Source organism: Nesterenkonia muleiensis, assembly GCF_003600155.1.
Taxonomy (GTDB): domain Bacteria; phylum Actinomycetota; class Actinomycetes; order Actinomycetales; family Micrococcaceae; genus Nesterenkonia; species Nesterenkonia muleiensis.
The window spans coordinates 35219-48094 of sequence record NZ_QWLD01000032.1; the positions used below are offsets into that span (position 1 = coordinate 35219).

Genomic DNA, 12876 nt, shown 5'->3' on the forward strand with positions numbered 1-12876 from the left:
GGCTCACACCCGGTCAGCGACGTCTCACAACGTGGGAAGCCGCGCGCGGTGCTCTGCGCCCGCTCTGAGAACCGCTGGAGACGCCCTACCACGGTCGCCTCCAGCGCGCCTTTCCCCGGCGCTGCACTACGCATACTTCGCTTAACACCTTCAGCAAAAAGTACGATTGAGCCTTAAGAGAGCAGGTGACCTCGATGGGCAAGAAGAAGGCAGCTTTCGCTCAGCAGGAAGTCCAGGTGCGTTCAGAGGCTCCGCGTCCGATGCGTAAAATCAGCTATCCTCTGCGATTCACGCCGATGACTGTGGAAACCGCAGAGGACATCACCCCGACGATGAGGCGAGTGGTGATGGCCCCCGTACGACCATCCCCGAGAGAGCCGTTCGAATCCCAGGCGCTGATGGGCGAATATGTACGGGTAGTGGTCCCGCCCACCGGCGCACCGGAGGTGCCGGAACCCCAGTGGCAAGAGGGCACAAGGGGCCTGTGGCCGGTGTGGCAGAAGCCAGCACCGCCGTCGAGAAAATACACGGTGCGCAACTATTGGTCCCAGACCCAGCGTGTGGAGATCAATGTGACGCTGCATGAGAAGGGACCCGGCTCTGACTGGGCCCGTTCGGTGCAGCCTGGTGCCACCACCTATGTGCTGGGGCCGAAATCCGGCTACCGGGTCTCCTACGACTATGACTTTTATCTGATGGTGTGCGATCAGACCGGCCTGCCGGGGGTTGCCCGCTGGCTCGAACAGCTGCCCAGCACCGCCGGTGGCCATGTTTTCGTGAAGATACCGGCGGAGACTTCTGTGCAGGATCTGACGGCTCCGCCAGGAATGCAGATCAGCTGGGTTCTGCCTCCGCAGGACCTTGCCGGCACCGTGATGGCCTCGCCTCGACCCGCCGGCTACGTCTTCACCTGGATCGCCGGGGAATCAACGTCGATCAAGCCTCTGCGCAGCTGGATCCGCCACGAGTGGGGGCTCTCGAAGTCCGACGGCTACTCCTCCGGATACTGGAAGGACAAGAGCCTTCGCTGAGAGAACGGTCGCACGGCCCAGCCCGTCGCCACGCCGCGTGCCAGTCCGCCTACCTGACATCACCGTTTCAGGTCATGCGGGACCTCTCAACCCGACCACACAGGCCAGGTTCCTTGCCACCACAGGGCGCATATCAAGGCCGCCAATCCCTTCACCGCAGTCAAGCATTTGTTCTATTTCCACTAGAATAAATAGACTGATCCCATGCTGTTCCGCATTGACACCAGTTCACAGCGCCCGCTGTTCGAACAGCTGGCTGCGCAGGTGCGGCGCGCTGTGCTGGACGGGGAGCTTGCCGACGGCGAGCGCCTGCCTGCCGCACGCGAACTTGCCGAATCACTGCGCATCAACCAGCACACGGTGCTGCACGCCTACCAGCTGCTGCGCGACGAGGGTCTGATCGAGCTCAGGCGCGGACGTGGAGCAGTGATCACCGCCCGTTCTGCCCAGCGCTATCAGCGCCTGTCCGAGGCACTCGACGCTGTACGCCAGGAAGCGCGCCGCCTGGGCCTGCCGCTGTCAGCGGTGGCCACTATGATCGAACACCCTGTGGAGGAGACCGCATGAGCAACCCAGCCAAGCAGACCAGGGCACCGATTCCCCATCTCGGCCGCAGAGTGCTGTGGGGCGTCGTCGTCCCGGTCACTGTCACCGGTGCGGCGTTCGCACTGGTCCGCAGCTGGCTGCCACGGCTGCCGGACGAGGTGGCTCTGCACTGGGGGCCTGGCGGGGTTAACCGCTACGGCTCGGTGGCCGAGCTGCTGTGGCCCCTGCGCGGATTTGCGGTGACGGGCGTCGTCGTGCTGGCTCTCTTCACGCTGATTACCGGGCGGACCTCCTTCATCCGGCGCACCGTGCTGGGCACGGCCGCGGGACTGTCGGTCTTCCAGGCTGGGATATTTGTGGTCGTGATTGTCACACAGCTGGACCTCGAGCCCGGTGGTACTCCCGCGAGCATCGACCTTGGCATGCTGATCGCGCTTGGAGTCGGACTCTCCGCCGCCGCGCTGGCTCTGGCCACCGCCGGCAAGGACCCCAGGATGCCGGCCAGCGGTGAGGTCTCCGGAGCGCAGGCGGAGCTGAGGCCCGGCGAACGTGCCGTGTGGATCCGCCGGGTCTCCCCCGGCCCGAAAGTCCTGTTGTGGGGAGCGCTGGCGGCGGCAGCATACACAGCACTGATGGCATTCACTGCGTGGATCTCCGGCATGTGGTTCACCCTGGTTCTGGCACTGCTACCGGTTCTGCTGGTGGCGACGATGCTGGTCTGGCAGGTCAGGATCGATTCGGGCGGCTTGACCGCCAGGAGCTCCCTGGGATGGCCCCGTCTGCATATCCCCGCCGATGAGGTGGAGGGATCGAAGGTGCGGCAGGTGGAGCACCCGATCGGCGAGTTCGGCGGTTGGGGCATCCGGGCCTCGGTGATGGATCTCAGCGGCACGGTCGGAGTGATCATCCGCAAGGGAGAGGCGCTTGAGGTCCTACGCACCGGCGACCGGCGCACCGTGATCACCGTCGACGACGCCGCCACAGCCTCTGCCCTGCTCAACGCCAAGGCCCAGCGCTCCCGCACTCCGTGACGCTCAGCGACGCTGCGGGCAACCGGTTCGACGCGATGTTTCTCAAACGGCCACAGCCTTGCTGGCAGTGTGCTGCTCAGAGCCAGGTCCGGCGGAATCCCTCAGCAAGCTCTGACAGCGGCGAGAGGCCGAGATCTGCATATGAGGCCTTTGCATGCTTGGCGTCACACCAGCGAGATCGGCCTGCCTGCACCAGGCGCGCGACTCATCAATCAGAGTCTCCCCACGTCGAAGACGACAGCTCGAACACCTGGTGGCGGCACGCATGGCGGTGGCATCCCTCCGCCCTCCCATAGGAGGGCCGTGGATCTCGCCGGCTGTGGTGCGGCGGTCAAACCGAGCGAACCATCACCAAACCCTTCAAGAATAGAACAAACATTCTAAAAAATACTTGACCCCTCTCACACTCGAACATATAATCGAACCATGAAGTGCAGCGACGAGCTACCCGCACCGGTTCTGCCGGATCACCTGGCCCCTCTGGCCCGGGAAGCGGAGCTCGCTGACGCGTGGAAGCAGCACGCGATGATGCGGAAGGCCGAAGCTGCCGCTGTCGAGTCCCTTCTGGCCTATAAGGCCCGGAAACTGGAAGAAGCCAAAGACAGGCATACCTTTCACCGCCGGGCTGTCGAAAAAGCCGTCCTCCAGGATGCCGCCGTGGTGCTGGGCATGACCACCAGTGCGGTACGCAGATTCATGGAATCCGCCCTGTTTCTGCAGAACACACTGCCCAAGACCTGGGAGGCCTACAGGACCGGGGTCATTGACCTCAGCCGGGCCACACGCGCCGCCCAGGCAGCAGAGGACATCGCCCACCGGGACGATATCCTGCCGACCTTCGATGCTGAAGCAGCCGAAAAGACTCCGGGGATGAACATCAGCGAGGTCGACCAATGGGTCAAACGCCGAGTTCCGGAGCTTGACACGGAGGCCTACAGCGCCCGGTGCGAACGGGCGAAGAAGAACCGCTATGTGGCTTTCACCCACCGCGACGACGGTATGACCAGAATCCACGCCCTACTGCCCACTGTCTCCGTGGTGGCCCTGGAGCGTGAACTGCAGGCTGAAGCCAGGACAACCGTCAGGGGAAACCGCGACGCTGCGGCCGGCGGAACTGCCATCACCCAGAGCAGCGACCCGATCGATGACAGCGACGACGGAGGCCGGCTGTCTCTCACCCAGGCCATGGCCGATGCCTTTTCCGCCAGGCTGAGCGCTGCACCCGCAACGACCGTGCCCGGAGCAACCGTGCCCGGCAGAGTGGGACGCACCGCTGAGAGACACGAGCTGTCCGGCTCTGATGGTGAAAACGCCAGCGGTATCCCTAACCAGTACTCCGGCTCAGGCCCTCGCGCACCTATCAATGCGAAGATCGGCATCCTGGTCCCAGCTGAGACGCTCACGGGGCAGGGCAACGACCCTGCGGTCAGCGAGGACGGTTCCTTTGTCCTGCCCGCCGCAGAGGCCCGTCGAATCGCGCAGGATCCCCGCGCCGATCACGACTGGTACGCCGCCGGGACAATCACCAGCGCTCAGGGCGAGGCTGAGATCAGTGCAGTGCTGCCGCTGAAAAGCCGGAGCGCCGCCAAGGGAGTCACCGGCGGATTCGGCTTATCCCGGGACGCCGATCTGCTGACCAAGACCTCACCATCCCGGTTCGCCGGTGGAAAGCTCAAAGAAGCCGTCCTGCTCAGAGACGGCCAATGCCGAGCACAGGGCTGCACCCGCCCTGCATGGAGCGGCGAGATCGACCACAGGACGCCGCACGAGCAAGGCGGTGCCACCACGGCAGCAAATCTGCAGACCCTCTGCAAAGAACACCACACCGTAAAATCCCACGGACTGCTGACCATGCCCGGAGAGAACGCCTCCGGTCACCAGCATCCTCCCGATGAACGGGCCCGCCCTTCCGGAACCAGCACATGGGACGAACCCCCTGACTGGCTCAGCGACCAGGGGCCACCACCAGCCTGGGCAGTCGGCAGCGCAGCGACCAGAACAAGGGACAGCACAGAAAGCCTGAACGGACAGCAGGTACCTGTACAGAGACACTGACGGATCAGTACAGCCAGGCAGAGTGCCCCGATCAGCCCATCTGCTCGATGACCGTTTCGGCCACCTCACGCATGGTGAGCCGCCGGTCCATCGAGGTCTTCTGGATCCATCGGAAGGCCTGTGGCTCGCTCAGGCCCATCGTGGAGATCAGCAGCGACTTGGCCCGGTCCACCAGCTTGCGGGTCTCGAACTGTTCGGCCAGTGAGGAGACTTCCCTCTCCAGCGCGCGAAGTTCCTCGAACCGTGCCGCGGCGATCTCAATGGCCGGGATCAGATCGTTCTCACCGAAGGGCTTGACCACATAGGCCATTGCTCCGGCCTCACGGGCGGCCTCCACCAGGTCCCGCTGGGAGAACGCGGTGAGCATGACCACCGGGGCGATCTTCTCCTCAGCGATGGTCTTTGCCGCGGTGATCCCGTCCATGACCGGCATCTTCACGTCCATCACCACCAGGTCGGGCGTATGCTCGCGGGCAAGCTCCACGGCCCGCTCGCCGTTCTCCGCCTCACCAACCACCTGGTATCCGGCACCGGTGAGGATCTCCACGATGTCCAGCCGGATCAGCGTCTCATCCTCGGCCACCAGGACCCGTCGCTGCGTGCCCTCCGCAGTGCCTGCCTGATCCGGCGCAGCCTCGGGCGCCAGGTTCTCCTCTGTCACACGTCTCCTTCAATCACCAGTGCGGCGCAGGCCGCACCCCGGGGTGCCTCAGCACGATTACAGTCGCCCTGATCCTACCGTCACCATTGCGGCAGCACATAGCTTCTCTGCGAGGATGCACTGCTGAATGCCCTTCTGCTGGCGGCTCATCGCATCAGTCACCGATCATCAGCTGACGGATGTCCTCAGCGGTGAGCTGGCCGGACTCTGCGGCACCTGAACCGTCAAGCACCCGGTTGAACAGCTCCAGCTTGGACTCCTTGAGGGCCATCACCTTCGACTCGATCGTGTCCTTGGAGACCAGCCGGTAGACCATCACGCTGCGCGTCTGGCCGATCCGGTGCGCCCGGTCAATGGCCTGCTCCTCCGCCGCTGGATTCCACCAGGGGTCAAGAAGCACCACATAGTCTGCCTCCACCAGGTTCAGCCCGAAGCCCCCAGCCTTCAGCGAGACGAAGAACACCGACGCCGCGCCGGAGCGGAACTGCTCGATCACCGCCGCCCGGTCAGAAGTCCCACCGTCCAAATACGCGCTGCTGAGACCTGCCGAGACTGCTGCCTGACGCGCCTTGTCCAAGAACCGGGTGAACTGGCTGAGCACCAGCACCTGATGCCCCTCCCCCACCGCTTCCCGGAGCAGTCCCTGCAGGGCGCTCAGCTTGGCCGAAGGCGCACTGCCCTCATCCACCAGTTCCGGGTCCAGCGCCAGCTGGCGCAGAAGCGTCAGGGAGCGGAAGATCTCGAACCGGTTGACCCGCATATTGTCCACCAGACCCAAAATCTTCTGCCGCTCCCGCTGCAGCCTGAGGTCATAGAGGCGCCGGTGCTCACTGTCCAGCTCCAGCTCCAGCACCTGCTCCTGCTTAGGCGGAAGCTCGGCAGCCACCCGGTCCTTGGTCCGGCGCAGCAGGAACGGCCTGAGCCGACGCTGCAGCAGCGCCAGCCTACCGGCGTCGCGCTCCTTCTCGATCGGGGTGCGGAAGACACGGCCGAAATCCTCCCGGCCGCCGAGCAGACCAGGGCAGGCGATCGAGGTCAGTGACCACAGCTCCTGCAGGCTGTTCTCCATCGGTGTGCCGGTGACCACCAGTTTGAACGGGGTGCGCAGCCGCCGGGCAGCCCGGTACCCGCGTGAGGCGTGGTTTTTGATCATCTGTGCCTCATCGAGCACCAGGCCCGACCAGCTGAGCGCGTCATAGGATTCGAACTCCAGGCGGAAGAGCCCATAGGAGACCACGACGACGTCGGCGCCGGCCACTGCCTCCGCCAGACCGGTTCCGCGGCGGGCCTCCGTGGCGCTGATCATCACCACCGAAAGCCCGGGCGTGAAGACTGCCGCCTCCACCACCCAGTTGGACATCACCGAGGTCGGGGCGACGATGAGGAAGGGCGCTGCCTCCTGGTCCGCGTTGTGGGCCCGCTGAATCATCGCCAGTGTCTGCAGCGTCTTGCCCAGACCCATGTCATCGGCCAACACCCCGCCGAGCCGATGCTCGAAGAGAAAGCTGAGCCAGCTGTAGCCGGCCTTCTGATAATCACGCAGCTCCGCCTGCAGGCCCGCAGGCTGCTCCAGCAGCTCCAGCCGCGTCTGATCAGTCAGCTGGGAGACGGACTGCCACCAGCTGTGCTGCTGGGCTGAGACCAGCTGCAGCTCCGCCAGCTCCTCCCAGAGGTCCACCTGATAGCGGCTGATCCGCAGCGGAGCACGGTGGTCGTTGAGGTCCCGTGCCTCTTGGATGATCCCGCGCAGGGCCTCCAGCTCGGGCGCGTCCAGGGCGAACCAGGTGCCCGAGGGCAGCACGAACATCGGCTCATCGCGGACCAACGCGGCGAAGAGCTCCCCGAAGTCGATCTCCTCGCCCTCGATGCTGACCCGCACCTGCAGATCGAACCAGTCACCGTCTACGGTGGAGGTGCCGATCTCCACCTGCGGGGCCTCCTGGGCGCGCCTGTGACCCGGGCCCAGCGGCGGCAGAACCAGGCCTGCGGCGATCAGCGTGGCTTCGGCATGGACGCATTCCGCCCCGGCACCTTCAGGTGAGCCCGGGCAACTGCAGGTGATGGAGGCGTCGTCGCGATGGTGGACGATGACGCGCTCATACCACGTGCCGGGCACCCCCGAGGCCACCACAGCCTCGATGCGCTGGGCCGCACCCTGCTGGTCCCGGCTGACGATGAAGACATCATCGGCCAGCTCAGCTGCCGCGGGGCTCGCTGTATTCACCGGCCTGGGGTGAGCGGGTTGGTGGGTGGTGTTGCCGTCTGATGGCCTCCGGGGTCTATGTGCTGCCACGAGCCGAGACCTTAGCCAGCCGCGTCGCCTTTTTCGGAATCTGTATCAACTCATTCTCCACAGGTTAGATGTCACTACAGGTCAGACCGGTGTATCCTGTGAACAACGTGTACCCGAAGTGGGACTCGAACCCACACACCTTTCGGTACTCGATTTTGAGTCGAGCGCGTCTACCAATTCCGCCATTCGGGCCCAGAGTGCAAGCACCCTGAACCCGTCCAGCTTACCGGTTGAGCCCTCAGGGAGCAGAATCGGCGCAGATTCACTCTGCCTTCTCCCCCGCCAGCTGCAGCCAGGTCTGCACCACGGTGTCGGGGGTCAGCGAGACCGATTCAATGCCCTGAGCCACCAGCCATTGGGCCAGGTCAGGGTGATCGGAGGGTCCCTGCCCGCAGATCCCCACGTACTTGCCGCGGGCCCGGCAGCGGCCGATCACCTCGGCCAAGACTTTCAGCACCGCCGGGTCGCGTTCATCGAAGACATGCGAGACCAGATCCGAGTCCCGGTCCACACCCAGCACCAGCTGAGTCATGTCATTGGACCCGATGGAAAAGCCGTCGAAATGGTCCAGGAACTCATCGGCGAGCAGCACGTTGCTGGGCAGTTCGCACATCATCATCACCTGCAGCCCGTTCTCACCACGACGCAGCCCATTGGCCGCCATCAGCTCCATCACCTCCTCCGCCTCATTCACCGTCCGCACAAACGGCACCATGATGGAAAGGTTCTCCAGGCCCATCTCCTCGCGGACCATGCGTAGCGCCTCGCACTCCATATCGAAGCACGCACGGAAGTCCTCAGAGACATAGCGGGAGGCACCCCGGTAGCCGAGCATCGGATTCTCCTCACGCGGCTCGTACCGCTCTCCCCCGATCAGGTTGGCGTATTCATTGGTCTTGAAGTCGCTGAGTCTGACGATCACCTGTTCCGGGGCGAAGGCCGCGGCGATGGTGGCGACCCCCTCTGCCACTCTGCGGATGAAGAACTCACGCGGGGAGGGGTAGGCGCCGGCCTTCCTGTCCACCGCGTCCCTGATCCGCTCCGGGAGGCCGTCCCGCTCCAGCAGGGCCCGTGGGTGCACGCCGATCTGGTGGTTGATGATGAACTCCAGCCGCGCCAGGCCAACGCCCTGGTGCGGCAGCTGCGAGAAGGAGAACGCCTGGTCAGGGGTTCCCACGTTCATCATGATCTTCACCGGCGCTTCGGGCATCCGGTCCAGATGGGTCTCCTCCTCCTCGAACGCCAGCGCCCCGGCGTAGATGACGCCCTGATCACCGTCGGCGCAGGAGATGGTGACCTCCTCGCCGTCAGTGAGAACCTCGGTGGCATTGCCCGTTCCCACCACTGCCGGCACACCCAGCTCCCTGGCGATGATGGCCGCGTGACAGGTCCGGCCCCCACGGTTGGTGACGATGGCCGAAGCACGCTTCATGATCGGCTCCCAGTCCGGGTCGGTGATGTCGGCGACCAGAACATCGCCGGGCTTGAGCCGCTCCATGTCTGTGACCGACTTCAGAATCCGCACCGGACCCGTTCCGATCCGCTGGCCGATGGCCCGGCCGGCGCTCAGCTCGGTGCCGCTTTCGCGCAGCACGAACCGGCGCAGCACCTGGCTGGCATTCTGCGAGACCACCGTCTCCGGGCGGGCTTGGAGGATGTAGAGCTGACCATCAACACCGTCCCTGGCCCACTCAATGTCCATGGGACGTCCGTAGTGGTCTTCGATCACCACAGCATAGTGACCGAGTTCGATCACCTCCTGATCGGTGATGGAGAACCTGCCCTGGTCAGCCGGATCCACCTTCTCGAACACTGTGCTGGTGTCCAGACCTTGTCCGCCCGCATAGCGCATCGCCACAGCCTTCTGACCCAGAGTCCGGCTCAGAATGGCCTGCCGGCCCTGGCGAAGCGCAGGCTTGTACACATAGAATTCGTCAGGGTTCACCGCCCCCTGGACCACGGCCTCGCCCAGCCCGTAGGAGCTGGTGACGAACACCGCACGGTCGAATCCGGTTTCGGTATCCACGGTGAACATCACCCCGGAGGCGCCGATGTCAGCGCGCACCATGCGTTGAACACCGGCAGAGAGAGCCACCTCGTGGTGGGCGAAGCCATGATGGACGCGATAGGCGATGGCGCGGTCGTTGTACAGGGAGGCGAAGACCCCGTGCACACCGGCGATCACGTTCTCCACCCCGCCGATGTTCAGATAGGTCTCCTGCTGGCCCGCGAAAGAAGCATCGGGCAGATCTTCGGCGGTGGCGCTGGAGCGGATCGCCCAGGTGACAGAATCCGGATCCGGATCCTCCCGGATGAGCGTGGCATAGGCTTCGCGGATCTCGTGCTCCAGCTCGGCGGGAAAAGGCTGCTCCATGATCCAGGACCGAATCTGTGAGCCGACCCGGGCCAGCTCGGAGACGTCGTCGATGTCCAGCCCGTCCAGAGCATCCTTGATCCGGTCACCGAGGCCGCCCACGGCCAGGAACTCCCGGTAAGCCTGGGCAGTGGTGGCGAATCCGCCGGGCACCCGCACTCCCGCATCAGAGAGGTGGGCGACCATCTCCCCCAATGAGGCGTTCTTGCCGCCAACCTGGGCAAGATCGGACATCGAAATCTCATTGAACCATAAGATGCTTCCCATGTGCTCCTCCGTTGGGGTGTGTATGTCAGTGAATCCGTACTGGGGACTTCCTCAGGCCCATCCTCTGGAGAATCACCGCGGCAATCTCCTCCACGCTCTTATTCTGCGAGTTCAGGAAGGGAATCTGGTGCAAGCCGTAGAGAGTCTCGGCCTGCAGCAGTTCGCGCCGGCACTGCTCAAGGCTGGCATAGGGGCTGCCGGGGCGGCGCTGCTGACGGACCTGACTCAGCCGGTGCGCTGAGCTGGTCAGCCCGAAGCATCGTTCGGAATAGGGCCTCACCGGGCCCGGAAGCTGCTGGCCCGGGTAGTCGTCCTCGGTCAAGGGGTAATTGGCCACCCGCAGCCCGTGCTGCAGGGCAAGGTAGAGCGCGGTCGGGGTCTTGCCGCAGCGGGAGGGGGCGAGGATGATCAGATCGGCCAGCTCCAGCATTCTCAGGCTCTGGCCGTCGTCGTGCTCGACGGCGAACTCCACCGCCCGCATGCGGGCGTGGTAACGGTCCGTGTCCCCCATTCCGTGGGGGTGGGCGTGATCGCCCTGGGTGCGGGGCATGCCGAGTATGCGCTCAAGCTGATTGAGATGCTCGCTCAGGAGGTCGACGACGTTGCTCAGTCCGGCGGTCAGCACCGCGGCGGCATCGACATTCCTGACGGTCATGAAGACCACTGCCTGCGGCATCCGCTCCGATATCTGCCGGACCACCTCACGGGCGGTGTCCACCGTATCGACGAAGGAGAAGGTCCGGCGCAGGAACCCAGCGTCAGGGAAGTGGACCAGCAGGGCGTTCCCCAGAGTCTCGGCCGTGATGGCGGTGCTGTCAGAGATGAAGCAGACCGGTAGTGGGGCGCTCGATGACGCGGTGACGGCGTCACTGCCTTGCTGATGGCCCATGTCGTCCCTGGATGGTGATGCCCGACGGCTGCACCCTCATGATATCAGCGCAGCAGGACCGGGCGAGCCGGCGCCTCAGCCGGGGCTTGCGGCGCTGGCCGCGGGCCAGGGGTGTATGGGCTCACGCTTCGGCAGCCCCCCGTCCCCTCTGATCACCGAGTGGGTGCTCGCATCGAAGACGTCACCTACTCGGTGCACCTTGACCATGTTGGTGGTGCCTGCCTGTCCGGGAGGTGAACCTGCGGCGATGACCACCAGATCACCAGTCTCAGCAATGCCCTCCTCCAGCAGCAGCTTGTCCACCTGCGCGGTCATCTTGTCCGTATGCGAGGCGAACTCCACCCAGCGCGGCTGTACGCCCCAGGACAGGCACAGGATGTTGTGGGTGTGCTCGACGTGGGTGAAGGCGAAGATCGACTGCTTGGGCCGCAGCCGGGACAGCCTGCGCGCGGAGTCGCCGGAGCGTGTGAACGTGGCCAGATAGGCCACATCAAGCTGCTCGGCGATCTCATTGGCGGCTCGGGTGACGGCACCACCGCGAGTCCTCGGCTTGGTGCCCAGCTGGGGGATCCGCTCCAGGCCTTTGACCTCAGTGGCCGCAATGATGGAGGCCATCGTCTTGACCGTCTGGACAGGATACTTGCCCACTGAGGTTTCTCCGGAGAGCATCACCGCATCTGCACCATCCAGCACGGCGTTGGCACAGTCGGAGGCCTCCGCGCGGGTGGGCCGGGGGTTGTCGATCATTGACTCCAGCACCTGGGTGGCCACAATCACCGGCTTGGCCCAGCGCCGGGCCAGCTCGACAGCACGCTTCTGTACCAGCGGCACTTCTTCCAGCGGCAGCTCGACTCCGAGGTCTCCGCGGGCGACCATCACCGCGTCAAAGGCATCGATGACGTCCTGCAGGGCCTCAACAGCCTGGGGCTTCTCGATCTTGGCGATCACCGGGACACGGCGGCCCTCCTCATCCATGATCCGGTGTACGGCCTCAACGTCGGCAGCATCGCGGACGAAGGAGAGGGCGACCATGTCGAAGCCGGTGCGCAGTGCCCAGCGCAGGTCCTCTTCGTCCTTCTCGCTGAGCGCCGGCACCGAGACTGCCACCCCGGGAAGGTTGATGCCCTTGTTGTTGGATACTTCACCGGGAACCACCACCTCGGTGACGACGTCGGTGTCGGTGACCTCTAAAGCGCGCAGACTGACCTTGCCGTCGTCGATCAGCAGGGTGTCCCCGGGCTCAACATCCTCGGTGAGGGTCTTCAGCGTGGTGGAGCAGATCTCCTGGGTGCCTTCCACCTCTCGAGTGGTGATGGTGAAGCCGCTGCCCACGGACAGGTAGTGCGGCCCCTCGATGAACCGGCCCAGCCGAATCTTCGGCCCCTGGAGGTCGGCGAAGATCCCGACGGCGCGGCGCAGATCTTTGGCCACCTCCCGCACTGTGCTGTAGGTGGCCTCGTGGACGTCGTAGTCGCCGTGGCTCATATTGACCCGGACCACGTCGACGCCGGTCTCGATCAGCTCCCGGGTCTTCTCATAGCCTGCTGTGGCAGGGCCGAACGTGGCAACGATTTTGGCGTGTCTCATGCCTGACCTTCACTGGTTGTCGAGCGGTACGGGGTGCGGCACGGCGTTGGGCCAGATCAGCGCTGGTTCCGGCGGCAGGGAAACCCCGCTCGCCTCTCGCCCGGCTGACGCCGAGCTTCACGCCTCAAGTCGGTACCCACGC

General features: G+C 64.8%; 9 protein-coding genes and 1 tRNA gene. 4 read left to right on the forward strand and 6 right to left on the reverse strand.

All coding sequences use genetic code 11. From position 1 onward, the window contains the following. The first annotated feature begins 194 nt into the window (after nucleotides 1-194). From DVO78_RS08655 to DVO78_RS08670, 4 genes are all read left to right on the forward strand, one after another. Nucleotides 195-1031: a siderophore-interacting protein gene (locus DVO78_RS08655; protein ID WP_157983956.1), complete on the forward strand. Its 837-nt coding sequence runs from the start codon at nucleotides 195-197 to the stop codon at nucleotides 1029-1031. A 204-nt stretch (nucleotides 1032-1235) separates the two neighbouring features. Beyond that, on the forward strand, nucleotides 1236-1598 hold the full coding sequence (locus DVO78_RS08660) for a GntR family transcriptional regulator (protein WP_120004416.1): 363 nt from the start codon (nucleotides 1236-1238) through the stop codon (nucleotides 1596-1598). Beyond that, a complete protein-coding gene (locus tag DVO78_RS08665) occupies nucleotides 1595-2608 on the forward strand; it encodes an SdpI family protein (RefSeq protein WP_120004417.1) in 1014 nt (337 codons plus the stop codon). The genes DVO78_RS08660 and DVO78_RS08665 overlap by 4 nt, the downstream gene beginning before the upstream one ends. A 426-nt stretch (nucleotides 2609-3034) precedes the next feature. Beyond that, complete coding sequence (locus tag DVO78_RS08670; protein ID WP_120004418.1) at nucleotides 3035-4663, forward strand: HNH endonuclease; 1629 nt, start codon at nucleotides 3035-3037, stop codon at nucleotides 4661-4663. Nucleotides 4664-4694: 31 nt separating this feature from the next. Here DVO78_RS08670 and DVO78_RS08675 read toward each other — a convergent pair whose 3' ends face one another. From DVO78_RS08675 to pyk, 6 genes are all read right to left on the reverse strand, one after another. Continuing rightward, nucleotides 4695-5309, reverse strand: coding sequence for an ANTAR domain-containing response regulator (locus DVO78_RS08675; protein WP_238385215.1), 615 nt, complete (start codon nucleotides 5307-5309; stop codon nucleotides 4695-4697). Nucleotides 5310-5478: 169 nt separating this feature from the next. After that, a complete protein-coding gene (locus DVO78_RS08680; protein ID WP_202912137.1) occupies nucleotides 5479-7548 on the reverse strand; it encodes a DEAD/DEAH box helicase in 2070 nt (689 codons plus the stop codon). A 179-nt stretch (nucleotides 7549-7727) separates the two neighbouring features. Beyond that, nucleotides 7728-7809: transfer RNA gene (locus tag DVO78_RS08685), tRNA-Leu, on the reverse strand. Between the two features lie 70 nt (nucleotides 7810-7879). Then, nucleotides 7880-10258, reverse strand: a complete 2379-nt coding sequence (gene ppsA / locus DVO78_RS08690) for a phosphoenolpyruvate synthase (protein ID WP_120004421.1) — start codon at nucleotides 10256-10258, stop codon at nucleotides 7880-7882. Nucleotides 10259-10283: 25 nt separating this feature from the next. After that, nucleotides 10284-11147 carry a pyruvate, water dikinase regulatory protein gene (locus tag DVO78_RS08695; RefSeq protein WP_120004422.1) on the reverse strand — a complete coding sequence of 288 codons (864 nt, stop codon included), beginning with the start codon at nucleotides 11145-11147 and terminating at the stop codon, nucleotides 10284-10286. A gap of 75 nt (nucleotides 11148-11222) precedes the next feature. Next, nucleotides 11223-12734, reverse strand: a complete 1512-nt coding sequence (gene pyk, locus DVO78_RS08700; RefSeq protein WP_120004423.1) for a pyruvate kinase — start codon at nucleotides 12732-12734, stop codon at nucleotides 11223-11225. Nucleotides 12735-12876: the final 142 nt, after the last annotated feature.